This window comes from Rahnella sp. P4_A8, from assembly GCF_056402435.1.
In genome coordinates, this window is record NZ_JBFUHK010000037.1 from 18367 (window position 1) to 42800 (window position 24434).

The 24434-nt window shown below is 51.3% G+C and carries 24 protein-coding genes and 1 pseudogene; 11 read left to right on the plus strand and 14 right to left on the minus strand.

Going from position 1 to position 24434, the window contains the following annotated elements; genetic code table 11:
- Window positions 1–131: 131 nt before the first annotated feature.
- The gene (locus tag AC1DUO_RS16900; protein WP_013573495.1) at window positions 132–1217 is read right to left on the minus strand and encodes a type I restriction endonuclease; all 1086 of its coding nucleotides are present in this window, start codon (window positions 1215–1217) and stop codon (window positions 132–134) included.
- A 143-nt stretch (window positions 1218–1360) separates the two neighbouring features.
- Window positions 1361–2062, minus strand: coding sequence for a TetR/AcrR family transcriptional regulator (locus AC1DUO_RS16905; protein WP_013573496.1), 702 nt, complete (start codon window positions 2060–2062; stop codon window positions 1361–1363).
- A gap of 84 nt (window positions 2063–2146) precedes the next feature.
- Here AC1DUO_RS16905 and AC1DUO_RS16910 point away from each other — a divergent pair, with 84 nt between their 5' ends.
- Window positions 2147–3646: an MDR family MFS transporter gene (locus tag AC1DUO_RS16910; protein WP_013573497.1), complete on the plus strand. Its 1500-nt coding sequence runs from the start codon at window positions 2147–2149 to the stop codon at window positions 3644–3646.
- 102 nt (window positions 3647–3748) lie between these two features.
- Complete coding sequence (locus AC1DUO_RS16915) at window positions 3749–5596, plus strand: ABC transporter ATP-binding protein (RefSeq protein ID WP_013573498.1); 1848 nt, start codon at window positions 3749–3751, stop codon at window positions 5594–5596.
- A gap of 9 nt (window positions 5597–5605) precedes the next feature.
- Here the strand turns inward: AC1DUO_RS16915 and AC1DUO_RS16920 are convergent, their stop codons facing one another.
- Both AC1DUO_RS16920 and AC1DUO_RS16925 read right to left on the minus strand, forming a co-directional pair.
- On the minus strand, window positions 5606–6733 hold the full coding sequence (locus AC1DUO_RS16920) for a GNAT family N-acetyltransferase (RefSeq protein ID WP_477988085.1): 1128 nt from the start codon (window positions 6731–6733) through the stop codon (window positions 5606–5608).
- A 163-nt stretch (window positions 6734–6896) separates the two neighbouring features.
- Entirely contained in the window at window positions 6897–7532 is a 636-nt protein-coding gene (locus AC1DUO_RS16925) for a carbonic anhydrase (RefSeq protein ID WP_112197952.1), read from the minus strand.
- A 220-nt stretch (window positions 7533–7752) separates the two neighbouring features.
- Here AC1DUO_RS16925 and msrA point away from each other — a divergent pair, with 220 nt between their 5' ends.
- Window positions 7753–8295 (plus strand): peptide-methionine (S)-S-oxide reductase MsrA, encoded by a 543-nt coding sequence (gene msrA / locus AC1DUO_RS16930; RefSeq protein WP_013573501.1) that lies wholly within the window; start codon window positions 7753–7755, stop codon window positions 8293–8295.
- A 69-nt stretch (window positions 8296–8364) separates the two neighbouring features.
- On the opposite strand, the gene AC1DUO_RS16935 is transcribed toward msrA, so the two are convergent.
- From AC1DUO_RS16935 to AC1DUO_RS16965, 7 genes are all read right to left on the minus strand, one after another.
- Window positions 8365–8547 (minus strand): 4-oxalocrotonate tautomerase, encoded by a 183-nt coding sequence (locus AC1DUO_RS16935; protein ID WP_013573502.1) that lies wholly within the window; start codon window positions 8545–8547, stop codon window positions 8365–8367.
- Between the two features lie 119 nt (window positions 8548–8666).
- Window positions 8667–8972, minus strand: a complete 306-nt coding sequence (locus AC1DUO_RS16940) for a hypothetical protein (protein WP_013573503.1) — start codon at window positions 8970–8972, stop codon at window positions 8667–8669.
- A 20-nt stretch (window positions 8973–8992) separates the two neighbouring features.
- Complete coding sequence (locus tag AC1DUO_RS16945; RefSeq protein ID WP_013573504.1) at window positions 8993–10258, minus strand: PTS sugar transporter subunit IIC; 1266 nt, start codon at window positions 10256–10258, stop codon at window positions 8993–8995.
- Window positions 10259–10330: 72 nt separating this feature from the next.
- Window positions 10331–10633, minus strand: coding sequence for a PTS sugar transporter subunit IIB (locus AC1DUO_RS16950; protein WP_013573505.1), 303 nt, complete (start codon window positions 10631–10633; stop codon window positions 10331–10333).
- Between the two features lie 64 nt (window positions 10634–10697).
- Complete coding sequence (locus AC1DUO_RS16955) at window positions 10698–11141, minus strand: PTS sugar transporter subunit IIA (RefSeq protein WP_477988086.1); 444 nt, start codon at window positions 11139–11141, stop codon at window positions 10698–10700.
- A gap of 206 nt (window positions 11142–11347) precedes the next feature.
- Window positions 11348–11944, minus strand: coding sequence for a P-loop nucleotide/nucleoside kinase family protein (locus tag AC1DUO_RS16960; protein WP_013573507.1), 597 nt, complete (start codon window positions 11942–11944; stop codon window positions 11348–11350).
- On the minus strand, window positions 11937–12872 hold the full coding sequence (locus tag AC1DUO_RS16965) for a tagatose-bisphosphate aldolase (RefSeq protein WP_126124049.1): 936 nt from the start codon (window positions 12870–12872) through the stop codon (window positions 11937–11939). The genes AC1DUO_RS16960 and AC1DUO_RS16965 overlap by 8 nt, the downstream gene beginning before the upstream one ends.
- Window positions 12873–13105: 233 nt before the next feature.
- Between AC1DUO_RS16965 and AC1DUO_RS16970 the strand changes: the two genes are divergently transcribed.
- The 3 genes from AC1DUO_RS16970 (at window position 13106) to AC1DUO_RS16980 (ending at window position 17871) form a co-directional block, all read left to right on the plus strand.
- Window positions 13106–14038 carry a sugar-binding transcriptional regulator gene (locus tag AC1DUO_RS16970; RefSeq protein ID WP_119261089.1) on the plus strand — a complete coding sequence of 311 codons (933 nt, stop codon included), beginning with the start codon at window positions 13106–13108 and terminating at the stop codon, window positions 14036–14038.
- A gap of 552 nt (window positions 14039–14590) precedes the next feature.
- Entirely contained in the window at window positions 14591–14959 is a 369-nt protein-coding gene (locus AC1DUO_RS16975) for a hypothetical protein (RefSeq protein WP_013573510.1), read from the plus strand.
- Complete coding sequence (locus AC1DUO_RS16980) at window positions 14956–17871, plus strand: FKBP-type peptidyl-prolyl cis-trans isomerase N-terminal domain-containing protein (RefSeq protein WP_477988087.1); 2916 nt, start codon at window positions 14956–14958, stop codon at window positions 17869–17871. The genes AC1DUO_RS16975 and AC1DUO_RS16980 overlap by 4 nt, the downstream gene beginning before the upstream one ends.
- A 67-nt stretch (window positions 17872–17938) precedes the next feature.
- On the opposite strand, the gene AC1DUO_RS16985 is transcribed toward AC1DUO_RS16980, so the two are convergent.
- The gene (locus tag AC1DUO_RS16985; RefSeq protein ID WP_112151954.1) at window positions 17939–18760 is read right to left on the minus strand and encodes an alpha/beta fold hydrolase; all 822 of its coding nucleotides are present in this window, start codon (window positions 18758–18760) and stop codon (window positions 17939–17941) included.
- Window positions 18761–19087: 327 nt separating this feature from the next.
- Between AC1DUO_RS16985 and AC1DUO_RS16990 the strand changes: the two genes are divergently transcribed.
- The 3 genes from AC1DUO_RS16990 (at window position 19088) to AC1DUO_RS17000 (ending at window position 21794) form a co-directional block, all read left to right on the plus strand.
- Complete coding sequence (locus AC1DUO_RS16990; protein ID WP_013573513.1) at window positions 19088–19729, plus strand: hydrolase; 642 nt, start codon at window positions 19088–19090, stop codon at window positions 19727–19729.
- 62 nt (window positions 19730–19791) lie between these two features.
- The gene (locus tag AC1DUO_RS16995) at window positions 19792–20211 is read left to right on the plus strand and encodes a DoxX family protein (protein ID WP_119261091.1); all 420 of its coding nucleotides are present in this window, start codon (window positions 19792–19794) and stop codon (window positions 20209–20211) included.
- Window positions 20208–21794, plus strand: coding sequence for an MFS transporter (locus AC1DUO_RS17000; protein WP_112197957.1), 1587 nt, complete (start codon window positions 20208–20210; stop codon window positions 21792–21794). Before AC1DUO_RS16995 ends, AC1DUO_RS17000 begins: the two co-directional genes overlap by 4 nt.
- A 37-nt stretch (window positions 21795–21831) precedes the next feature.
- On the opposite strand, the gene AC1DUO_RS17005 is transcribed toward AC1DUO_RS17000, so the two are convergent.
- A complete protein-coding gene (locus AC1DUO_RS17005) occupies window positions 21832–22740 on the minus strand; it encodes a LysR family transcriptional regulator (RefSeq protein WP_119261092.1) in 909 nt (302 codons plus the stop codon).
- 139 nt (window positions 22741–22879) lie between these two features.
- Here AC1DUO_RS17005 and AC1DUO_RS17010 point away from each other — a divergent pair, with 139 nt between their 5' ends.
- Both AC1DUO_RS17010 and cho read left to right on the plus strand, forming a co-directional pair.
- Window positions 22880–23188 (plus strand): antibiotic biosynthesis monooxygenase, encoded by a 309-nt coding sequence (locus tag AC1DUO_RS17010; protein WP_112197958.1) that lies wholly within the window; start codon window positions 22880–22882, stop codon window positions 23186–23188.
- Between the two features lie 120 nt (window positions 23189–23308).
- On the plus strand, window positions 23309–24160 hold the full coding sequence (cho, locus tag AC1DUO_RS17015; protein ID WP_119261093.1) for an excinuclease Cho: 852 nt from the start codon (window positions 23309–23311) through the stop codon (window positions 24158–24160).
- Between the two features lie 36 nt (window positions 24161–24196).
- On the opposite strand, the pseudogene AC1DUO_RS17020 reads toward cho, so the two are convergent.
- Window positions 24197–24434, minus strand: a pseudogene (locus tag AC1DUO_RS17020) (IS4 family transposase); the annotation flags it as partial.

Here is a 24434-nt window from a genome sequence, read left to right on the forward strand (position 1 = left end):
AAAGAGGGATTTAAGAGAGTTGCACGGGATAACCCGCGCAGGTCGTGGCCCGGCTTATAACTTCTGCGGCGCAACGCCGTGGAAGAATCATGAACCTGCTTCTGCAGGTTCATGAAATTATCCTTAGCTCTTCAGTTATAACTCTGGGCTGTTTTATTAAGATGCTCAGTGAACTTGTAGATATCATCCAGGGAATCTATCGGATGCCGGGTCTCATTTTTTTCTGCATCAAACAGCCCAATATAAAATTGCGTGCGATTAAAATGGAGGCGACAAATAGGTTTCCTGTTGTTGTCATCAATGAGAATACCAAAATAGCTTTTGGTATCCCTTGGCGTGATGCGTTTCGCATCGACAATGGTTCTTATGATTGACTTGACGATGTGGAATCCTTCCAGTTCTTCCTCGGAGGTAACAATCTGATCCGTTTCAGGTGTATTTATAATTGCTGGTGCAGTACTGGATTCTTCTTCGATTTCTTTCACCGGCAAATTCTGCGCCGTGCCGCTGAGTGCTGATTTAAGTCTTTCGTTTACCTGATCATTTAACAACTGGCTCGCGGCTTTACGGGTAAGAGTATTAAATTGCTCACGTACTTTTTGTGTGAGGATTCCGTCATAAACACGCGAGGCAAAAAATTTAACGAAATCTTCTTCAGGATTAGTGAATTGAGCAAGAAATATCTTCTTAATCTGGCTGACGTATTTCAGTTCACCTGCCGCATTAACAATGGATTCCACGTCGAAAGCTGATTTGGTAAGCTTGATCAGCTCCGGAACAAGATTTTCATCTAAATCAAGCAGATCTAGCTCAAAAAAAGGTTTCTCATCCATCTTGTTGGGTGCGTCGAGATCAGTAAAAAACTTATACACCTGCCCGTTAGTCAGAATGGATATTCGCGCGTTTGTGACATGAAAATATCGGAATAATTGAGAGGCATGGTTAACATTGAGGGATTCGCCGATTTTTTTACATTCCACAAGGATTTGAATTTCCCCGCTTTTAAGAATTGCGTAATCTATTTTTTCGCCTTTTTTGGTACCCACATCACAGATAAATTCTGGAATAACCTCCGTTGGGTCAAAGACATCATATCCAAGGATCTTATTAATAAATGGCATAACAAATGCGTTTTTCGTGGCTTCTTCAGTTTGAATCAATGGCGACTGTTGCTTAATTTTTATGGCCAAACTGTTTAATTGTTCAAGGATTTCCATATATACCTCTATTATTTTTAAATCACTGCTGTGTGATATTTATTTATAGGGAATATAGGGAGATAACACCAGATGAAAAATTGCGGCATTGATCACTTATTTGGTGAAATGCCGACGATAAACAAGAAATAATAGTCAATAGCTTACGGCTTCTGCGGCGCAACGCCGTGGAACAGCAAAAGGGCGACGTGTTTACGCAACATATCGGGGGAAATGGGTGACGCGCCTTCCCGTCTCATTTTCATTGAGGCCATCGGGAACAGCGTCAGACCGAACAGGGAAATGAACAGCAATGCCGGATTGAGATCCGGATTCAGTTTTCCTTCGGCCTGCCAGCGGGTAATGCATTCCTGTACGATTTTGCGGTTTTTGTCGCCGTTACGTTCTTCCATGCGTTTTTTCAGCATACCGCTTTCGCTGATGACTTCCCGCACCCACAGCGGTGCCACCCACGGGTATTTTTCTGCCGCATCAATCATGCACTGCGCCATATTAGTGATCGCCAGAAGCGGATCGTCGGCATGTGTTTGGAAAATATCAGTAAATCCGGCACGGACTGGCTGAAAACGTTCGTCGATCATCACGTCCAGCAGTTGTTCGCGGGTCTTGAAATAGTAATGCAGCATGGCAGTAGTGACGCCTGCTTCTTTGGCGATCATGCTCAGCGGCGTTTCGGCGATGCCGTATTGGGCAAACAGTTTCAGGGCGGCGTCCAGCAGCAGTTCACGCTTATCCGCTCCGGATTTTGCACTGCGCGGACGACCCGGACGACGCACGGGCGTGTTGGCTTCGTTTTGATCCTTTTGTGCGGATCCTGGCGTTTCTGAGATTTTTCTGTCTGCCATAAGGAGGGCGATCCATTGACCAGATGAATTTGATGCTTCAATATTAATTATACAGTTAATTAATTACAAGTCAGGATGTCATTCATGACGACAATAAATTCGGCACAGAGCGAGGTGGCGGAACAGAAGCCTTCGATAAAGCTGCTGTTCTCCGCGCTGATGCTGGTGATGCTGCTGGCCGCACTCGACCAGACGATTGTGTCCACCGCGCTGCCGACTATCGTCAGCGAGCTCGGTGGCCTGGATCAGCTTTCGTGGGTGGTGACCTCTTATCTGCTGGCCTCCACCATTGTGGTGCCGCTGTACGGTAAGTTTGGTGATCTGCTCGGTCGCAAAATCGTGCTGCAAACGGCGATTATCGTGTTCCTGCTCGGTTCGGTATTGTGCGGGCTGGCGCAGAACATGACGCAACTGATTCTGATGCGCGCCCTGCAGGGGCTGGGCGGCGGCGGGCTGATGGTGGTCAGTATGGCGGCGGTCGGCGATGTCATTCCGCCGTCCGAGCGTGGGAAATATCAGGGGCTGTTCGGCGGGGTATTTGGTCTGGCGACCGTCATCGGGCCGCTGATCGGTGGTTTTCTGGTTGAGCATATTTCCTGGCGCTGGATTTTCTACATCAATCTGCCGCTGGGGATTTTCGCCCTGCTGGTGATTGGCGTGGCGCTGAAATCGCAGACTGCACGCATCCGCCATGAAATCGATTTTCTCGGCGCGGGGTATCTCGCGGCGGCGCTGACCTGCATCATCTTGTTCACCAGCGAAGGTGGCACGGTGTATCAGTGGTCGGATCCGCAACTGTGGTGCATTCTGGCGTTCGGGCTGGTGACCCTTGGTGGCTTTATTTATGAAGAAACGCTGGCGGCCGAGCCGATCATTCCGCTGGGTCTGTTCCGCGACCGCACCTTCCTGCTCAGTTGCGCAATCAGTTTTATTATCGGCATGTCACTGATGGGGTCGATGACCTTCCTGCCGCTGTATCTGCAGGTGGTGAAAGGCTCGTCGCCGTCAGAAGCGGGGATGCAACTGCTGCCGCTGATGGGCGCATTGCTGTTCAGTTCGATCGTCAGCGGGCGTCTGATCAGCCGTATTGGCCGTTATCGTATTTTTCCGATTATCGGCACCTTACTGAGTTTCGCCGGTATGGTGCTGCTGGGCTTTCTGAAAGTCAGCACGCCGGTACATATGCTGTATCTCTACATCGGCGTGCTCGGTTTCGGCCTGGGGATGGTGATGCAGGTGCTGGTGCTGGCGGTACAAAACTCGGTATCGATGAAACAAATGGGCGTGGCGACCTCCGGTGTGACACTGTTCCGCTCGATTGGTGGTTCCATCGGCGTGGCAATGTTTGGGGCGATTTTCACCCACGTTCTGCGTGATCAACTGGTGGCGCTGATCCCCGAAGGCACGGTGCTTCCCCGCTCACTCAGCGCGCAGGCGGTGCAGGAATTACCGGCCGCCATCCGCGCTGATTATTTGCAGGCATTTGGCTCGGCGCTGCACTCGGTGTATCTGATTGCCGCGTGCGTGATGGTGCTGGCGTTTGTCCTGTCGCTGCTGCAAAAAGATGCGGTGCTGAAGAAATAACCGGCCGCAATCCCGGCGATTTGCACTAAGCTTTCCCCTTTACGGCGTTGAAATGGCATGGAAACCAGCAACGCCGGCAGGGATATCATAAAGGGGATCGCTATGCTGTTTCGCCGTTTCGAGCGAATGATCGACATCTTCCGTGAGGCACCGGCTGCTGAACCGCCGGATCAGGTTCTGCCTTTCTATCTTTATTATCTGCGTCAGGTCTGGCCGAGTTTCGCCGTTTTACTGGTGGTGGGACTGATCGGTGCGCTGATTGAGGTTTCGCTGTTCAGCTATCTCAGCCAGATTATCGACCTGACCAAAGACACACCGCCGGGCAGTTTTTTCACCGACCATATGGGCGAGCTTTTATGGATGGCGGCGGTGGCGATGATCCTGCGGCCGGTGTTTATCGGGTTGCATGATTTGCTGGTTCACCAGGCTATCAGTCCCGGCATGACCAGCATGATCCGCTGGCAGAATCATAAGTATGTCCTCAAACAGAGCCTGAACTTTTTCCAGAGCGATTTCGCCGGGCGCATTGCCCAGCGCATTATGCAGACCGGTAACTCGTTGCGCGATTCGGCGGTGCAGGCGGTGGACGCCATCTGGCATGTGGTGATTTACGCCGCCAGTGCGCTGTTCCTGTTTGCCGAGGCGGACTGGCGGCTGATGATCCCGCTGATTATCTGGATCTTCGGTTACGGCGTTTGCCTGCGTTATTTCGTGCCGCGTGTGAAACAACGCTCGGTGCAGTCATCGGAAGCGCGCTCAAAACTGATGGGCTGCATCGTCGACGGTTACACCAACATCACGACGCTGAAACTGTTTGCGCATACCGATCTCGAGCAAAAATACGCGCGCGAAGCGATTAGCGAACAGACCGAGAAAACCCAACTGGCAGGGCGTCTGGTCACCGGCATGGACGTGTCGGTCACCACGCTGAACGGGTTGCTGATTGTCAGCACCACCGGTCTTGCCTTGTGGTTGTGGACCCAGTCGCTGATAAGCGTCGGGGCTATCGCGCTGGCGACGGGTCTGGTTATTCGTATTGTGAATATGTCCGGCTGGATCATGTGGGTGGTGAACGGTATTTTCGAAAATATCGGCATGGTGCAGGACGGCCTGCACACCATTGCGCGGCCATTGACGGTAACGGATATCCCGCAGGCGAAAGCGCTGAAAGTCGATCAGGGGGCGATCCACTTTGATCACATTCAGTTTAATTACGGCAAAGAGAATTCCGGAGAAGGCGGCAGGGTGATCCCCAATCTGGATCTGGCAATCCGTCCCGGCGAGAAGATCGGCCTGATCGGGCCTTCCGGCGCGGGGAAATCCACGCTGGTGAATCTGCTGCTGCGTCTGTATGACATCGACAGCGGTCGCATTCTGATTGATCAGCAAAATATTGCCGACGTCACGCAGGAAAGCCTGCGCGCACAAATCGGTATGATTACCCAGGACACCTCGCTGCTGCATCGTTCCATCCGCGACAACCTGCTGTACGGCAGGCCGGGCGCGACGGAAGAGGAGTTGCAACTGGCAATTCGTCAGGCGCGTGCCGATGAATTCATTCCGCAACTTTATGATTCGCTGGGCCGTACCGGGCTGGATGCGCATGTCGGTGAGCGCGGCGTCAAACTTTCCGGCGGCCAGCGTCAGCGTATTGCGATTGCCCGCGTATTACTGAAAAACGCACCGATCCTGATCATGGATGAAGCCACGTCGGCGCTGGATTCCGAAGTGGAAGCGGCGATTCAGGAAAGTCTGGAGACGCTGATGGGCGGTAAAACGGTGATTGCCATTGCGCACCGCTTATCGACGATTGCCAAAATGGACCGCCTGGTGGTGCTGGAAAAAGGGCAGATTGTTGAGACGGGCAATCACGCCGAGCTGCTGGCGCACGGCGGGCTTTATGCGCGCTTGTGGCAACACCAGACCGGTGGATTTGTCGGCATGGATTAGGGCCCGAACTTAACAGCCGTCGTGCCGGTAGGGCAGCACTTCGCGGGCTTCGTCCGCCCAGCGCTGCACGGCGGCACGCTCTTCCACTAAAAAATCTTCCACGGCGTCACGCAAACCCGGATGACGTAAATAGTGCCATGAGTCGGTGATCACCGGCTCAAAGCCGCGCAGCAGTTTGTGTTCGCCCTGTGCGCCCGCATCAAACCGTTTGAGGCCGCTGGCAATCGCGTATTCCATTCCCTGATAAAAACAGGTTTCAAAATGCAGCCGGTCGAATTCCGCCACGCATCCCCAGTAGCGGCCATAAAACGTATCACCGCTGATTAAACTGAACGCCATGGCGACATCACGGCCGTTTTGCTGCGCGAATACCACGCGGATCGCCTCCGGCATTCTTTCCGCCAGCAGGCTGAAAAATGYGCGGGTCAGATACGGTGACTGGCCGCGTACCGCATAGGTATTGCTGTAGCAGGCATAAACGAAATCCCATTGTGCTTCAGTCACCTGCGCGCCTTTCAGCCAGACAAAATCAATGCCCTGCGCGGCCACCTGTTCGCGCTCTTTGCGAAACTGTTTGCGCTTGCGTGAGGTGAGTGCGTCGAGGTAATCCTGAAAATCGCGATAACCGCGGTTCTGCCAGTGATATTGCAGGCCCTGCCGGTGCTGCCAGACCGCTTCACCGCCGATCAGCCGGTTGGCGCGCTCATCGGTAAAATTGATGTGTGCGCCGGTCAGGCCATTTTCTTGCAGAAAATCCGGCAGTGCCTGCAACAGACTGATCGCAGCAGATTCATCGCCCAGCAGCCGTGCGCCGGTCACCGGGCTGAACGGCACCGCACCCAGCCATTTCGGGTAATAGGCAATACCTGAACGCTGGCAGGCATCCGCCCAGCCCTGATCAAACACGTATTCGCCGTAAGAATGGCGTTTGCGATAGCCGGGAATGGCGGCGCGGATTTCCCCGTTTTCCTGCCAGAGAAGATGCTGCGGATGCCAGCCGGAATGCGGCCCGAGGCTGCCGCTGTCTTCCAGCGCGGATAAAAATGCATAGCTGAGGAAAGGCTGCTGCGCAGGCACCAGCGCATCCCACTGTGCGGCTGGCAAATCAGCCAGACGGTTTAACGTGATAACAGGCATCAATTATTCTCGCTGTGGCGTAAAAGAGAAATCAGTTAACTGTCGTGCAGGCAGGGGGATATTACGGCAGAGGTTAGGATAACAATATAATAAGTCTTAAGTCGCTGATTTATCATCCGGAACATTATTTAAAAATGTTCCGGATGTTTTATTTAACGGGCAATTAACTGGCGCGTACTTCCGGGTTATCGGACAGCGAAATAAAGGCTCCGCTTTTCGCATCAAAGGCTTCGATGCAACCCGATTCAATATCATACACCCAGCCGTGCAAGGTAATTTCCCCTTTCGCCAGGGCGACCGCTACGCAAGGATGCGTGCGCAGGTTACTCAGCTGGGCCACGACGTTCTGGTGCACCATACCGTTGACGCGTGCCTCAGGGTTTGCGTGTTCGACGGATTCATTGATGGCTTTTGCGGCATCGGAATAACGCAGCCAGTGTGCGACCGCTGGCATATGATCCAGACAGGTGCAGTTGGCAATCGCGCTCATTGCGCCGCAGTTGGAGTGCCCGCAGATGACGATATCTTTTACGCCCAGCGCCATGACGGCGTACTCCACCGTGGCGGAAACGCCGCCCGGTTCCGGCCCGAATGGCGGCACAATATTACCGGCATTACGGATAACAAACAGTTCGCCCGGTTCACGCTGCGTGACTAATTCCGGCACTAACCGGCTGTCAGAACAGGATATAAACAAGGTCTTAGGATTTTGGTTTAACGCCAGTTCTTTGAATAACTTAGAACGCTGTGGAAACGCCTCTTTCTGGAATCTGAGGAAACCTTCAATGACATCTTTCATAGGGGAATTCCATGTATTTCAATGCCAGTGAGTCTGCCACGAAAAAAAAGTCAGATCAATCAGACACAATATCAACACTATTTACAGGGAAATAAGCAGGCACAAAATAATATCATTTACCGGCGATAAGAATTTCACATTCTGTTTTTTTAATGCCATACCTTTATCTCAGCATTATTCGTCCCCATATTTCCTCTACCCCCTCAGTGAAGGAGTCTGTATGACAATCGAATACGCTATTTTCGGTGGCGGCTGTTTCTGGTGTACAGAAGCGGTGTTCAAAGACGTCATTGGCGTGGAGTCGGTGGAAAGTGTCTACACTGGCGGGCGTCGCCCGAACCCAAATTATGAGCAGGTCTGTACCGGCACGACCGGTCATGCGGAAGCCATCCGCGTGGGGTTTGACCCGGAAAAACTGACTTACGGCGATTTGCTGGATATTCACTTTGTGACGCACGATCCGACCCAGCTTAACCGCCAGGGAAATGACGTCGGCACGCAATACCGTTCGGCGATTTTCCCGGCCAATGAACAGCAAAAAGCAGAGGCGGAAGCGGCGATACTGCGCGCGCAGCACGATCACAGTGATCCGATTGTGACCAGCATCGAACCACTCGGCGAAGTGTATGTGGCCGAAGGCTATCACCAGAATTACTGGGATGGTGCGGGGCAGCAGAACCGTTATTGCATGGCGGTGATCCCACCGAAACTGCAAAAGTTGCGCAAGAGTTTTGCGCAGCGGACGAAATCGTTACAGCAGTAAAAACATCCTTATCCGTTGCTCAGCCAGCACATTAATGCGTGCTGGCTGACGACGATTCATCTCCGCCTGTTATTCTTCCGGCAACACTCCCCCTTTTGCCCAATGTGATTTCGGTATTTCAGTGATCACTACATCCACACTTTCAGGTTTACATTTCAGGGTTTCTGCTGCCAGGCGGGTCACTTCGCGGACAAAGTCACGTTTTTGTTCGGGGGTACGGCCAGGAAACATTTCCAGACGGATCATCGGCATAGTAAATCCTTAGTGATTAGGCCCTCACGGCGGGGGCAGCCTCTATTCTACGTAAGGATTGGGAAGAATAAAGACGTGCAAAACAAAAGCCAGAACCTCTGTTCTGGCTTTTAATTGCTTCAGAATCCGTAGCGGATTGCATCCTTACTTTGCTGCATCAGCGCATCGATTTTTTCGGAAAATCGCTCCAGCCCTTTGCCGTCACCGGCTTCAGAGCACTGCCGCCGTCGCGCATTGTAGGCTTTCATCAGCTGTGCCTGTGCAAAACCCGGCTTGCCGTAACAGGCCATGCTTTGCTCCCAGCAGGCAATGGCCGCGTCCAGATCCTGCTGTTCCTGATACTGTTTTCCCAGCTCATTCAGCGCTTTCGCCGACTCCTGCGGCGGCAATTGCTGCGCCAGAATTTGCTCAATGCGTGTGTCCATAACCATGACCTCCGGCTTGCTTAGTGGAAGAAGTTGAGAATATGGCCGAATACCAGCCCGACGCTGATCACGTCTGAGTCACTGAACGTCACGTTCGAGAAGCCGAACTTGCCCAGCAGCGGCAGCAACAGCGCAGGCAGCAGGGTGATAAACAGGCCGTGGAAGATACCGCCGATAATCGCGCCGCGTCGTCCGCCGACTGCATTGCCGAAGATTCCCGCCGTGCCGCCTGCGAAGAAGTTGGTCAGCATGCCCGGTAAAATCATCGCCAGCCCGAGACTCGGGAACAGGAACATACCGATGATGGAGCCAATGGTGGTAGAGATGAAACCGATAATGACGGCGTTCGGTGCGTACGGGAAAAGCACCGGACAATCGAGTGCCGGAATGGCATTCGGGACGATGCGCAGGGCGATGCCGCGAAATGCCGGTACGATTTCCGCCAGCAACAGGCGCACACCCGACAGCAGAACGTAAACACCGACCACAAACTGAATGGATTGCAGGAACGAATAGACCAGATAATTAACGCTGTTGGCGTAAGGCGCGACGACTTCCGGGCCCGCGGCAATCGCCGGGATCAGGTAAATCGGGATCATCACCACCATCATCGACAGGTAGGTGTCCTGCAGGAACGAGAAAGATTGCGGCAGCTCGAAATCTTCGGTGCTTTTACTGACATCGCCGGTGATTTTCGCCACGCCTGCCTGCACGATATAGCCGATGGTGCAAAAATGGCCGAGTGCAATATCATCGGACCCGGTGATTTTACGCACAATCGGCTGAGCCAGCACCGGCATCCCGACGGCCATGACGCCCGCAATAATGCCGCCAGTCAGGATCAGTTCCGTGCCGCGCAAGCCGCCCATATAACCGATAACGGAACACACTGTGGCCATCCACAGCGATGCTTGTCCGGTGAGAAAGATATATTTGAAACGGGTCAGGCGGGCAATCAGGATATTAACGATAAACGCCAGAACCATAATTAATGCGGTTTCACGGCCGAGAGTTTGTTGTGCGATACCGGCAATAGAACCGACGTCGGTAACAATCCCGCGCATGTGAAACCCTTTCTGGAATATTTCACCCAGAAAGGTCAGGGCATTAACAATAATGCTGGCCCCGGAAAGCAGAACCAGAAAACCCAGCAGCGTTTTTAATGTACCGGTAATGATCTGGCCGGTGCTTTTCTTTAATGCGATCAGACCAATCATGGCGATCAGTGAGATTAAAATTGATGCCTGGCCTAATACATCATTGACAATAAAGTGAAGGAAAGACATAAGCGTCCCCTGTAGAGTTCACGGTAATTGTTTTATCGATTTATAAGTATTGTGAATTGAGTGGGTCTGTTATTAAGTGGCCAGGTGACCCATCTCCTGAAGAATAGGCGTCAGCTTGCTCTTTATTTCATTTTTATCGACCAGTCTTTTCAGGTAAATAATATTGGCGTTGATGGTGTAATGCTGGAATTGCGATCTGAAATTTTCGCCGGTCATAATAATGTCGGCTCTTGAAGAAGTGGCGCTTGAAATATCACAATGTGATAAATCGGCTTCCACACCCAGATCCTTCAGTGCCGCTTCGATACTCATTTCACAGGCAAAACTGCTGCCCAGACCCGCACCGCATACCGCCAGGATTGATAGCTTTTTCATCATTTTTCCTTACGTTCTTTGTAGGTGTTCATAAAGGGTTATGTTTATCTTTTTCACTTCACGTCTAAAACTGTCGGATAATCTCTAATGCTTCCTGCTTGWTTTTACTGCGTTTTAATCGTTCCGCTGCCTCGTCATCGCAGAACAGATGGGAAAGGCTGGCAATCATTTCGATGTGTGAATGGCTGTCCACCGCGGCCAGCGCGAAGATAACGTAAACCGGATCATTATCTTCACTGCCAAACTCAACGCCTTCTGAAACAATGACCAAAGACAGTGCCGTTCGGTTAACCCCTTCTTCCGGCCGGGCGTGCGGCATCGCAATACCTTCGCCCAAAACATAATAAGGCCCGATTTCCCGGTGCATATCATATATAGCCTGAAGATAACGACTTTCCGCTGCGCCCGAATCAATTAATGGTTGCACGGCAAATGCCACGGCACTTTTCCAGTCATCTATTTTGCTAATGATTTGCGTGTTATTTTCATTAATCCAGTCGCTTAACATAATACCTCTTCATATGAATAGGGTCTTTTCTCAGTATGATATTTAATTAAAATAAAAACTGTGATCTATCCAATCCTATTAGCCATCAATGAAAGATAATAATTTCAAAAGACCTGAAAGAATGAATGATAGTAGAGGTTTAACAAGGTCCTGATATCAGAATTAACTTACTTTTTCAGTAAATGAATATTTCCTCCGGTCAGTATTTATTGAATTTGCGTATTGAATGAATTGATTATCCACGCATGAATATCAACAATATTTACAGGCTTATTTTGGCCGATAACATTCTGGTCAACAGAATAAACTGGTCCCGGGGTTATTGGTCGTGCTTTTCCTGCGAGAATTTTTAATTCGGGGATATATTCTGCCCCGACATGTCCCGGTAAACGTTCGCCCAGCCGTGAGGAAAATCGTTCGGCCGCCAGTTCAGCATCAATCTGGCACCAGATTTCCACAACCTGCGATATGCCCGCCCGTTGCAGATAATCCTGCAACACCTCTTTGGGCTGAAAACCAAACCAGGCATCGACAATAAAGGTGCTGCCTTCGGGCGCGCCGCCGATGATGTCCCAGATAACCTGATAACTTGCCAGCCCGAGTACGCGGTTAAAAGGGCGGTCAACATTCTCTAATCGCTGAAGAAACGGATTTTTAATGCCATCAAGCGACAGTTGCAGCCAGCCGCTGTATGCAGAAAGCTCAACGGCGAGCCGGCTTTTACCTGACGCCGGGATCCCGTTCACCAGGATGACGCGTTTGCCGGTTGAGCCATTTCGTGAGGCATTTCTGTTTTCAGACATGTTCCACCTGTTGTGTCTGGTTGTGTGACGGTGCATGGAAATACTGTTCAATGACGGCCTGAAGTTCGTTCAGACGCGGTACCGCCAGCGATTCAAGACGGGATTTCGTCGCGTTGCGGTCCAGTGAGATGCAGTCTTTCCACAATGAACGACCTGCGATAACGCCTGATGCGCCTTCGCTCATGGCATCTGCCACTTGTTTGAGGAAGGTGGAATGGTCAACCCCGGCAGAAAGTACGGCCCACGGCACGTTGCCAGCGAGTTTTGTGATGTCAGCACAGGCTTGTTTTGAGCCAGGATAAGGCAGTTTCAGCACCTTCGCGCCGCACTCCAGACAAATCTTGGTGCCGCCATAAATCAGAGACGGGACTTTTTCTTTATATTCTTCCTCGGTTTCGTTGTCGAGTTTATAGGTCAGAAACTCCACCACCAGCAGCAGGTCTTCGCGGGCGAAATCCTCAATGCTCTGGCGCAGAATATCAATGTTATGACGGTTTGCTGCTTCCTGGTCTGAACGCAGATACACCATGATTTTGCCGCCGGTCGCACCGAGTTCACGCACACGACGTGCATCGACATTCTCCACCAGCCGTGACAGGCGGTAGCCTTCCGGCGAACTGTCCCAGCCCGACGCATCCAGGCCAATCAGCAGCGCGGTGTCGCGGGCAATAATGCCGTTGTCCACCAGTTGCGGAACGGCACAGACCGGATCGACCAGTACGCAGGAGGCTTTGCTGGCAAGATATTGCGTGATGTCGGCTTTAATCAGCCCGAGTTCGTGTTCTGAAATGGCAGATTGCTGTTGCGGGTCGCTGGCGAGCAGGCTGCGCATGGCACCGCGCTGATCACAGGCGATCACCAGCATCGCGCCATTTTTGCCGCAAATCTGCTGGTAGCTGCGTAGTTCTGAGGTAGACATCTTTGACATGGAACTCTCCTTTGCGTGAAATTTATTACAGATTAAAAAATCTCGATTACACTGGACGTTCTGTCTTTCCCCCCTGAAAAAACGGGGCGGAAAATCGCGTAACATGCCGTATTACAAGGGTTGAAGCCCGATCCGGCACATTGCATTTTTACAGGTGTTGCGCAATAATCCCTCAATCGACGATTTGAGTGTAATTCATTACTGAAAGGAATTTCAAGCTGAAAGAGCCAATTTTGCAAGATATTGCAGCAACGCGTGCCATGATGCATCTGGTGGCGAAGCTGCATTACGAGTCTGATATGTCTCAGGTGGAGATTGCACGCAAGCTGGATGTGTCGACGGCAACCATTTCCCGGTTGTTGAATAAAGCCCGCGCGGCGGGGATTGTGCGCATCGAAGTGGTGGGATTATCGTCACCGGAAGACATGACGGCAGACCTGATAAAACGTCTCGGGCTGAAACATGCGTATGTTGTGGATGCACCGCCGGGCAATGTGCTCGGCGCGCTGGCGACGCCGCTGGCTTCTCTTTTACAGGAAGCCGGTTTAGGCGCGGGATCGGTGCTCGGCATCGGCTGGGGAAGAGCAGTGCGCGAAGTCACGCTGGCCGGTATGCCCCGTCTGCCGGGGATCATGACCGTGGCGCTCAACGGCGGGATGCAACAATCTGCGCCGCATTTTCAGATAACCGAGTTCGTGCGCCGTGCGGCGGAACAGATGGAAGGCACACCGTATTTTCTTCATGCCCCTTATCTTTCTTCGGCGGAACTGCGTGATGCATTTCTCTCGGACCCGAGCGTGCAGGAAATCATTTCACTGTGGGACAAACTCGATGCGGCGATTGTCGGTGTGGGTCTGACGCATACCCCGAAACCGAGTGAATCCACTACCGCGACGCCCGGTGAGCAGGCATTGAGCGATGCCGCAGGCGATGTGCTGCGCCATTACTTCACGGGAACCGGAGAGTTATTGCACTGGGAAGGCGAGGAGCGAATGATTGCGGCCTCGGTTGAACAGCTACGCCATACGCCGCTGACTATCGGCGTGGCGGCAACGCCGGAAAAAGCGGCAGGGATTATCGGTGCCGTGCGTTCAGGCATGATTAATTCATTAGTGACTGACGTGAATACCGCACAGGCGATTCTGGATAAACTGCCGGTGGTCTGACGCCTGCTTGCTTAAAAGTAGTGCTTAAAAAATATGCTTAAAAGAAAAAGGCATTCCTTTGCGGGAATGCCTTTTCGTTTCTGCATCTATGCTATCACACCGCACCGTCGGAAATGCCGTGCCCTGATGAGCACTGCAGTTTCCCCGTAGTATGATTGATTTTCTTGTTGAACGTTTGGATGCAGGGAAGGTGGTTTGAAAATTAAAGCTACCAATAATCCTAATCGTGATTGAGGAGCATTCCGTTTTATCCAGAAATGTTAATTGATATTTGAGGATCTCGCGGGATTTCTGAAAAATAAATAATGATATATGTCAATTTTCACAAATTATTTATCCATTAAGACATCGTTACAACGACGAATTATTTTCTTTTACGCATAAAAAAGAAAGGTTTTTTTCATTTTTATTAATTTAACTTATTGATTTTATTTTGTTTTTATTTGATGTGGTGTTTGCTAAATGATCATTTCAGTAAAAGTGGGTGTTCCACGGGGTACTTTGCTGGGAAAATAATGTGTTCTAGCAGTAAAACCCTACAGGATAATCCCCATGAATAAGCCTTGCTTAATGTCTTTGACTCTCATTGCGTTAATCGCATTGACTGCTTGTAGCACTAAAAATAATGTGGCTACGATAAAAGAGGTATCAGTAAATAAAAGCTCGAATAATACGTGCGTTAATGAATTCAAAGCATTACAACGTCTCTCTCCTCACGATTTTGATCTATATCAGAAGCAGTTTAATCAACTGACAAAATCTTATGATATCTATAAAACCAATAAAGGTTTGATAAATAAAGATGCTCAGGAGATCCTGAACATAGAGCTGGATTCTAAATTAAAACTTATCTGCGCAAGAGTTAAAGGGGCGGCCTTTAAGAGCATGGACGAGCGCTCTCAGGAAGTGAATAAAATATGATGGCGCGAGTGAAGTCTTTCTTCTTAATTCTGCTCCTGATCAATATACAGGGAGCCCATGCTGAAGAACCGGTGGATGCTAACCTGGGTCTTTTGGATCAGTTGCAGAGTGAAAATTTAATTTCTGCTCCAGAACCGTCTGTTTTTGCGGAAAAAGATAAGACTTCCTCTCCGCTGATCCAGCCTCCAAAAAATATCGTCGTGCCGAAAGCCCTTGTTGAAAAACCGGTAGCGCAAAAACCGCGACCTAAACCGACGCCAGCGCCAGTCAGGAAAGCCACTAAAGCGCTTCAGCCTGCGAGCACTCAGTCTGCACCTGCGGTGCCTGCTACTGCGAATGTCAGCGACACCCAGAAAAAGGCCAATGAGCAGCTCAAAAAATCCCTTGAGACAGCAAAATCCACGGCAGAAAAATCCCGTGATCAATACGCGGCTTTGCAAAAATCTTATGCGGATACACAAAAAGAAAATCAACAACTCCAAACGCAGATCGCGGCGTTAAAAGCCAAACCTGTGGTCATCCCGCCGTCGGCAGATCAAAAACTTGCGCAGAAAAAAACGCAGGATGAACTGAAAAAACTGCAAAATTCGCTGAAAAATACACAACAAGAAAACCAACAGATTACCACTCAGTTGCAGAAGCTAAAGAGCAGCCAGAAACATGCTGAAAGTCTGACGGAAAAACTTTCCGTGGCGCAGACGGCGACAAAAAAATACCAGGACGAAGTGGCAGATATTCAGCAATCTTTGAAAAAGACTATGGGTGAAAATGCCCGGTTGAAAGCACAGTTAACCGCATTCAAAACCAGTCAGGACGGCTCAGTCAAAAAATCCTCCGAACAGGTAGCTGCCTCTCAATTGGCGACTAAAAAAGCCCAGAAAGAATTCGCTGCTCTGGAGGCGAGCTTTAAAAAATTAAGCAGTGAGAATACACAGCTCAAAACGCAACTCGATACCGTGAAAAAGCAATCCTCGGCACGCATCGAACAACTGGTCTCATCCGAACACGCTAACGGTAAATCTCTGGCAGAATTCGYAGTGCTGAATGCGACATTACAGCAGGCGACAGAAGAAAATCATAAGCTTAAAACGCAGTTTGAGACACTACAAAAGCAGTCGACTGCACAGGCCGATAAATTGCAGGCTTTACAAAGCACGGGCAATAAATCTCAGGCTAATGTGGTTGAGTTGCAGACGACGGCAAAACAAGCTGCTGCTGAAAATGTTCAACTGAAAACGCAGCTGGCCAGCCTGCAAAAGCAAGGCGCGAGCCAGAATGAAAAAATAGCGTTCGCTGTCGAGGCCAATAACAAATCCCTCAATGAAAATCAGCTACTGCAAAAGTCCCTTAAACAGGCCACTGATGAGAATGCGCAATTGAAATCGCAGCTTGCAGACTTGCAGAAACAGGATGCTGTACGTAATGACAAACTGTCAGTTTCAGATGCTGTGAATAAGAAATCTCAGGCTGACTACGTGGCTCTGCAGAAAACCCTCAAACAGGCGACCGATGAAAATGCCGGGTTGAAAAACCAACTGGCGGCATCGCAAAAAGAAACTGCTGCGCAGACCGGAAAATTGTCAGTGTCAGAGACGGCGGTTAAAAAATCTCAGGCCGACTATGTCGCTCTGCAGAAAATCCTGAAACAGGCCGCTGATGAGAATGCGCAAATGAAAACTCAATTGGCAGACTTGCAAAAACAGGGCACCGCACAGAATGGCAAACTGTCCGTGTATGAGGCGACCATCAAAAAGTCACAGGCTGACTATCTGGTCTTGCAGAAAAGCGTGAAACAGGCCGCTGATGAGAATGCGCAAATGAAAACCCAACTGGCAGAGTTGCAGAAACAAGGCGCGGCACAAAATGAAAAGTTGTCCGTTTCACAAGCCGCCAATAAGAAATCTCAGGCAGGTTATCTGGCCTTGCAGAAAACCCTGAAACAAGCCACGGATGATAAAGCGCAACTGAGTATTCAACTGGCAGATTTGCAGAAACAGAGCGCAGCGCAGGCGGAAAAACTGGTGGCGTCTGAGGCCGCGAACAAAAAGTCGCAAAGTGATTATCAGGCGTCACAAACGGCATTATCAAAATCTTCTGAGGATGTGAAACGTCTGACAGCCCAGCTCAGCGAGAGTCAGCTGGCGGCGACCAAAGTCACTGAAGAAAAAAATAAGCTGACAGCGGAACTGGATAAAACGAAGAAAGACCTCGCCTCACACAGTATTGCTGCCGTGACGCAATCTGGCGGAGAGTYGATCAGTGATGCAGAACTTAAAACGTTGCAGGCGAAAGAAAGCAAGAAAACCGGGCGTTCTTATTCTGTCGGGTATTTGCTGGGGCAGGCCGCGAATTCAAAAATCGAGCAGGTGGTATCCGCCGGTGAGAAAATTGATCGCAATGTGATTGTTAAAGGCTTTGTTGACCGGATGAATGAGCTGTCCAGCATGTCGACTGAAGACATGCGGGAGTCGCTGAACAGTCTGGACAGTGATATCCGCTCTCGTCAGGAAAAGCAAAAAACGTCAAATGTAGAGAATAACCAGAAAATCCTCGATAAAGCGGGCAAGGCTAAAGGCGCGGTGAAAGCCAAATCTGGCTTTATTTACCAGATTACTAAGCCAGGTTCTGCACCTAAAGTGACGATGGATAAGGGCATTCGTTTGCAGATTATTGAGACGTTGGGCGACGGTAAAGTCATTGCCAGCGAAAAAGACAATAATGTGATCAGCGCGTCCGTAACGGAAATCCCTGCAGTGCTTCAGGAAGTCGTGCTGAAGCTGGGTTTGCAAGGCGAAGCGACACTGTATATTCCACCTGAACTGGCGTATGGCAAAGACGGCATTCCGGGTAAAATTCCGCCGAATTCACTTTCCATCATGAATATCAAAATATTAGGTATAAAAGACAAGTAAGAGTGGCCGCATAAAAAAAGGCAGGCGATCGTCAGATCACCTGCCTGTTTTATTTCTGCGGCCTGATTTATTTTCCGCTCAGGAATGCCAGCAAATCGTCGTTCAGTTGATCCTGATGCGTGACGGCAAAACCGTGCGGTGCGCCTTCATAGATTTTCAGTTCTGCATTTTTAATCATTTCTGCCGCCAGCTTGCCGGTGGCTTCGAACGGCACTATCTGATCCGCGCTGCCGTGAATAACCAGCGTCGGCACGGTAATTTTCGCCATATCCGGGCGGAAATCTGTTTCAGAGAAGGCCGTGACACAATCGACGGTGCCTTTCAGCGACGCCATCAGCGCGATGTTCAGCGTCTGGGTCATCACGCCGTCGGAAACGGTCATCCCCTGGTTAGTGCCGTAGAACGGCGTCGCAAAGTCGCTGATGAACTGTGCGCGGTCTTTCAGTAAACCGGCCCGGATGCCGTCAAATACTGATTTATCCACGCCCTGCGGATGATCATCCGTTTTAATAAACAGCGGGGTGACCGCGCCGAGCAATACCAGGCTGGTGACGCGTTCTGAACCGTAACGGCTAATGTAGCGGGTGACGTCGCCGCCGCCCATCGAGAAGCCGACCAGCGTAACGTCGTGCAGGTCGAGATGTTCAATCAGATCGTTGATGTCAGAGGCGAAAGTGTCGTAGTTGTAACCTTCCCATGGCTGCTCTGAACGGCCAAAACCACGACGGTCAAAAGCGATAACGCGGTAGCCGCGATCGGCCAGGAAATTCATCTGGCTGTCCCACATATCGGCATCCAGCGGCCAGCCGTGGCTGAATAACACCGGCTTACCTTTGCCCCAGTCTTTAAAATAAATTTGAGTGCCGTCTTGGGTATTGAATGTGCTCATTTTTATATTTCCTCAGCGGTTATTTGCAGGTTTTAAACAGGTTGTGTGTTGTGTTGCAAACAACATTAGGCATGGCAGGGAAATATTGATAATGGGTTATTTTTGACAAGTCGTTAAAAGATTTTGTTGCTTCTATCAGTCTGAAAGTAATAGGGATTTAAGACGGTATAGAGAGGGGAATGCCTGTCAAAAAAATCTGAACAAGTTGCCAAATTCTTTCCGCTATCCGCTTTTGATGTCCTGACCTATTGTTAATTCCAGCAGCACAACAACACAACGTGAAATACAAACACACAACCCAACAATGCACTCTTAGAGGAAATGAAAATGTCTAAATTCGATCTGCTGGACCCACAGAACTCCACCCTGATTTTCATCGACCATCAGCCACAAATGTCATTCGGCGTTGCGAATATCGATCGCCAGCAGCTTAAAAATAATACGGTCGCTCTCGCTAAAGCGGGCAAAGTTTTTAACGTGCCGGTGATTTACACCTCGGTTGAAACGGAAAGCTTCAGCGGCTATATCTGGCCGGAATTACTGGCGGTACATCCGGATGTGAAACCGATTGAGCGTACCTCAATGAACTCCTGGGAAGACGCGGCATTCGTGAAAGCCGTTGAAGCCACAGGCCGTAAGAAACTGATTATCTCGGCCCTGTGGACTGAAGTGTGTCTGACATTCCCGGCACTGATGGCGCTGAAAGAAGGGTATGAAGTGTATGTGGTGACCGACACTTCCGGCGGCACCAGCGTGGATGCACACGAACGTTCCATTGACCGTATGGTGCAGGCCGGTGCGGTGCCGGTGACCTGGCAGCAGGTTCTGCTCGAATACCAGCGCGACTGGTCACGCAAAGAGACTTACGACGATGTGATGAATCTGGTTCGCGAGCACAGCGGTGCGTACGGTATGGGCGTCGATTATGCCTATACCATGGTGCACAAAGCCCCTCAGCGCAAAGCGTAACCTTCTTCATTTATCCATTAAGCCGGAACCGTGCTCAGGCGGGTTCCGGCAGGAGAGACATCATGCGTCATGCCCCTGTTTCCCGCCTGTCGGCACCTGTTATCCCTTTCGCGGTTATCCGCTGGTTGGCCCTGCTGGCCTTGTGTGCCGCGTATCTGCAGGGCGGTATCGTCAAACTGTTCGATTTTCCTGGCGCGATTGCCGAGATGCAGCATTTCGGCTTATCGCCCGCCGCGCCCATGGCTGCGGCCGTGATTGTGCTGGAACTGGGCGCTTCAGCGCTGATTCTTTCCGGGCGCTTTCGCTGGGCTGGCGCGCTGGCGCTGGCACTGTTCACTTTCAGCGCCAACTTTATGGCGAATGCGTACTGGCAGGTTTCCGGCCATGAACGCGCCATGATGATGAACGGTTTCTTCGAGCACATCGGGCTGGTCGGCGCTTTTATCTATGTCGCCTGGAATGACCTTAAGGAGCGGGCATGAGCCAGAATAATGTTGCGGCCGGCGGCGCTTTTTCGCCGCTCAAACAGGGGCTGTTTGCCACGATTTGGGTGGCAACCATTCTCGGCAATACCGGCAGTTTTATGCGTGATGTGGCCAGCTCATGGTTAGTCACCGGGCTTTCATCAAACCCTGCGGCGGTGGCGCTGATGCAAACCGCAGCAACGTTGCCGATTTTTTTGCTGGCGATCCCCGCGGGTGTGCTGTCCGATATTCTTGACCGTCGCCGCCTGCTGATTTTTGTTCAGTTGTTACTGGCGGGCGTCAGCGGAACCTTGCTTCTGTTGTCGCACAATAATTTGCTGACCGTGGAATATCTGGTCGCGCTGACCTTTATCGGCGGTATCGGTGCGGCGCTGATGGGGCCAGCCTGGCAGGCGATTGTGCCGGAACTGGTGCCCCGTTCTGATTTGCGAAATGCCGTTGCCCTGAACTCGCTTGGGATTAATATTGCCCGCGCAGTAGGGCCTGCGGGCGGTGGCTTACTGTTAGCCAGTCTCGGTGCCGGTGCGGCTTATGGCGCAGATGTCATGAGCTATGTTTTTGTGATTGGCGCATTACTGTGGTGGAAGCGTCCGGTCAAAGCGAAAAATGAGTTATCAGAACACTTTCTTGGCGCGTTCCGTGCCGGGCTGCGATATGTCAAAGCCAGCCGGGAACTTCATCGTGTGCTGCTGCGTGCCGCGATTTACTTCGCTTTCGCCAGTGCGATCTGGGCGATGTTGCCGCTGATTGCCCGCAATATGCTGCACGGTACCGCCGGATTTTACGGCATTCTGCTCGGCGCGGTGGGCGTCGGTGCGATTTGCGGTGCACTGTTGCTGCCCCGTTTACGTCAGAAACTGAGTGTTGACGGGCTGGTGTTGCTTTCCGCCTTACTGTCCGCCGCCGTGATGTTGCTGCTGGCGACGTCACCGGCAAAATGGCTGGCCGTGGTGCTGATGGTGGTATTAGGGATTGGCTGGATTATCGCGCTGACATCCATGAACGGCGTGGCGCAGGCGGTGCTGCCTGACTGGGTACGTGGCCGCGGGCTGGCGGTGTACCTGATGGTATTTAACGGCGCTATGGCGGCGGGCAGCCTGTTCTGGGGGTTAATCGCACAGGAAACCGGTCTGGTCGGGGCGTTATTACTCGCCGGTACCGGCCTGGTTATCGCCGCGCTGGTATGCTGGCGGCTGAAACTGCCCGCAGGCGAGGCGGATTTACAGCCTGCCGGTCACTGGGAAAATCCGGTCGTCGAAGGCGATGTGCAGGGCGACCGCGGTCCGGTGATGATCCAGATTGAATACATGATTGCACAAGAAGATCGCCCGGCGTTTCTGGCGGAAATTCGGAAACTTTCGCTGGCGCGTCGCCGTGACGGTGCTTATGCGTGGGGGATCACCGAACACAGCGATGACCCGTCGCGTCTGGTGGAATGGTTCCTGGTGGAGTCCTGGCATGAGCATTTGCGTCAGCATCAGCGTGTGTCACATGCCGATGCCGATTTACAAAGCGAAGTGACGCGTTATCACCGTGGCGAAAATAAACCTCAGGTGCATCATTATCTGTCGGTGCGTTAGTCGCCGTAAAAAGCCGCATTGTGCGGCTTTTTGTTTTTCAGGCCTGGCTGTACACCGCCGCAATGCCCTCGAAATCCTGTAAATTTTCGCGCCACCACATGGCAGCGTTGCCGGTCGCGTTTTCGTTCCAGGCCATAAAAGCCTGATCGCGGCGGGTTTCGGTATCCAGACGACGTTCAACCAGCGCACCGCTTTCGAGATGGGGGGCGGCCAGATAACGCGGCAGATAGCCACAACCCAGCCCGGCAATTTGTGCGTGAACTTTGGCGTTAAAATCATGAACGCTGAGCATTTTCTGCTCATCGAGCACGCGCAAATCCGCACCTGTGCCATGGCGGGACGTGTCGTGAACCACCACGGCGCGATACTGACGGATTTGCTCACGCACCAGCGGTTCCGGCAGCGAGGCGAGCGGGTGATGCGGCGCGACGGCAAACATATATTCCAGCCAGCCGATCGGACGGTATTCAATGCCGCTGCGCGTCACCGGTTCCTGCACGGCACCAAATACGATGTCGGCTTCGCCATAACTCAGCGCTTCCCAGCAACCGGCCAGTACATCGTGGCGGAACAATAACTGCGTGTGCTGATGTTCTGCGTAAAAACGGTCAATCAGCGGCGCAAGCAGCGCGAAGGGGACGGAAGCATCCACGCTGATGGTCAGTTTGCTTTCCCAGCCGCTTTCGACGTACTGCGCTTGTTGTTCCAGCTCACTGACGGCACGCAGCAGCACACGGCCTTTTTCCAGCATCAGACGGCCTGTTGGTGTGAATGTCGCACGGTGGCCTGAGCGGTCCAGAAGTTTAATGTTCAGGTCACTTTCCATTTTCTGCACGGTATAACTCAGTGCAGAAGCGGTTTTAAACAGTCTGGCGGCCGCTGCGGCAAAAGTGCCGTGTCTGTCCAGCGCATCCAGGATCAGCAGCGCTTCAAGGCTTAATCGCATTATTTTCCCCACCCCAAAAATTGTTTAACAACAACCCAAAATATTTCCGTTATGAATGGCCGTGTTGATTTCGTATCGTTCATGAATATAACGCAACATTCAGTTAACCAGAACAACGGTTAATCAGAAGGAACATCCTGTGACTTATCCTCATCAACCTGACCACATTACTCTGGTGATCACCCACGGCGTACAGCGGGATAAGCTGACGGAATATGAACGCTGGCTGGAACAGCTGAAGACCGATGCGGCCCGGTTTCCAGGTTATCAGAATGTAAATATCCTGCGCCCGGTGCATGGCGAAACTATCTATACCGTGCTGGTGCGGTTTGATAACCTCGATAATTTGTATCTCTGGATACAATCCGATCAGCGCGAAATCCGTGAGGCGGCATTAGCCAACTTACTGAGCGGACAGGAATATATTGAGCTGCGTACGCAGGCGTAAATACTGACGTCCAACATTTACACCCGATTTTTTCCATAAAGGTTGAAGGCTGTATAAATCGCCAGTATTATTCGTCTGTTTTCTATACGACGTTTATCCGGTTAAAGCAGGTCAGTTATTTTGTGGAATCCCGAAAAAGAGTTTTTTACCGAGCTTTATCAGTACCCTGAACATCTTCGCCATACCTTAGAAAACTTACCCAACGGCAGCGGCGTCTATATTTTTTACGGCGACGATAATGCCTTTCCGCTGTATATCGGTAAAAGCGTGAATATCCGCAGCCGCGTGATGTCGCATTTCCGCAATCCTGCCGAAGCCAAACTTCTGCATATGACCCGCGATATTGAATTCATTGAGACGATCGGTGAAGTGGGGGCGTTACTGCTGGAATCGGATCTGATTAAAACCCGACGACCGCTGTTTAATAAGCGGCTGCGCACCGCCCGCAAGCTGTGTTCGATCCGGCTTCAGGGGCTGACGGCCAGTATTGTGTTTAGTGATGACGTGGATTTTTCTCACAGCGAAGATTTATTTGGCCTGTTTAAAACTAAAATGTCGGCAGTCGAAAAAATCCGGGATATCGCCGATCAGGAAAAGCTGTGTTACGGCGCGCTGGGGCTGGAAAAACTGGCAAAAAATCGTGCGTGTTTCCGCTTTTCACTCGGCAAATGTGCCGGTGTCTGTTGCGGTAAAGAGACGCCCGACGTCCATCAGGCGCGCCTCAGAAATGCACTCAGCACCCTGAGAATCCGCAGCTGGCCGTATCCGGGGCGCATTGCCATCGCCGAAGAAGCCAACGGGCTGACCGATTATCACGTCATCAATCACTGGTTCTATCTGGGAACGGTCAAAACGCTGGAAGACGCCAAAGCCTTCGATATCGCTGTGCAGCACTTTGACCGCGACAGTTATAAAATACTCTGTAAGCCGCTATTCGAGACGGAGAGTTCGAAAGTGATTTTGCTGGACTGACGGCAACAAAAAAGGCTGCCGATCGGCTAATGCCGGTCACTTAAGGTGACCGGCATTGTTTTTTAAGGGATATTTTGACCTTTTTTCTCTCACTTCCCTCGCATATTCACGCTCACGCCTCGAGGGCAGCTTTAGCATCGCTGCGTTGCTGTAAAAATGCTTCAGATGACCCGGGATGGCTCCCGCTGATGCCCACGGCAGCCCGATTAACAACCGTAATATCTCCGACACTGCACCGCTAAAACTCAGCTGATAAGGCAGATAATCTCCCTTC

What these genes read in the sequence shown, in the direction of transcription:
- AC1DUO_RS16900 (WP_013573495.1), bottom strand. Translation starts at nt 1,217, where the DNA reads ATGGAAATCCTTGAACAATTAAACAGTTTGGCCATAAAAATTAAGCAA.
- AC1DUO_RS16995 (WP_119261091.1), top strand. Translation starts at nt 19,792, where the DNA reads ATGCGTCATGCCCCTGTTTCCCGCCTGTCGGCACCTGTTATCCCTTTC.
- AC1DUO_RS16910 (WP_013573497.1), top strand. Translation starts at nt 2,147, where the DNA reads ATGACGACAATAAATTCGGCACAGAGCGAGGTGGCGGAACAGAAGCCT.
- AC1DUO_RS17000 (WP_112197957.1), top strand. Translation starts at nt 20,208, where the DNA reads ATGAGCCAGAATAATGTTGCGGCCGGCGGCGCTTTTTCGCCGCTCAAA.
- AC1DUO_RS16945 (WP_013573504.1), bottom strand. Translation starts at nt 10,258, where the DNA reads ATGTCTTTCCTTCACTTTATTGTCAATGATGTATTAGGCCAGGCATCA.
- AC1DUO_RS16950 (WP_013573505.1), bottom strand. Translation starts at nt 10,633, where the DNA reads ATGAAAAAGCTATCAATCCTGGCGGTATGCGGTGCGGGTCTGGGCAGC.
- AC1DUO_RS16965 (WP_126124049.1), bottom strand. Translation starts at nt 12,872, where the DNA reads ATGTCAAAGATGTCTACCTCAGAACTACGCAGCTACCAGCAGATTTGC.
- AC1DUO_RS16925 (WP_112197952.1), bottom strand. Translation starts at nt 7,532, where the DNA reads ATGAAAGATGTCATTGAAGGTTTCCTCAGATTCCAGAAAGAGGCGTTT.
- AC1DUO_RS16960 (WP_013573507.1), bottom strand. Translation starts at nt 11,944, where the DNA reads ATGTCTGAAAACAGAAATGCCTCACGAAATGGCTCAACCGGCAAACGC.
- AC1DUO_RS16905 (WP_013573496.1), bottom strand. Translation starts at nt 2,062, where the DNA reads ATGGCAGACAGAAAAATCTCAGAAACGCCAGGATCCGCACAAAAGGAT.
- AC1DUO_RS16990 (WP_013573513.1), top strand. Translation starts at nt 19,088, where the DNA reads ATGTCTAAATTCGATCTGCTGGACCCACAGAACTCCACCCTGATTTTC.
- AC1DUO_RS17005 (WP_119261092.1), bottom strand. Translation starts at nt 22,740, where the DNA reads ATGCGATTAAGCCTTGAAGCGCTGCTGATCCTGGATGCGCTGGACAGA.
- msrA (WP_013573501.1), top strand. Translation starts at nt 7,753, where the DNA reads ATGACAATCGAATACGCTATTTTCGGTGGCGGCTGTTTCTGGTGTACA.
- AC1DUO_RS16975 (WP_013573510.1), top strand. Translation starts at nt 14,591, where the DNA reads ATGAATAAGCCTTGCTTAATGTCTTTGACTCTCATTGCGTTAATCGCA.
- AC1DUO_RS16915 (WP_013573498.1), top strand. Translation starts at nt 3,749, where the DNA reads ATGCTGTTTCGCCGTTTCGAGCGAATGATCGACATCTTCCGTGAGGCA.
- AC1DUO_RS16940 (WP_013573503.1), bottom strand. Translation starts at nt 8,972, where the DNA reads ATGGACACACGCATTGAGCAAATTCTGGCGCAGCAATTGCCGCCGCAG.
- AC1DUO_RS16985 (WP_112151954.1), bottom strand. Translation starts at nt 18,760, where the DNA reads ATGAGCACATTCAATACCCAAGACGGCACTCAAATTTATTTTAAAGAC.
- AC1DUO_RS16935 (WP_013573502.1), bottom strand. Translation starts at nt 8,547, where the DNA reads ATGCCGATGATCCGTCTGGAAATGTTTCCTGGCCGTACCCCCGAACAA.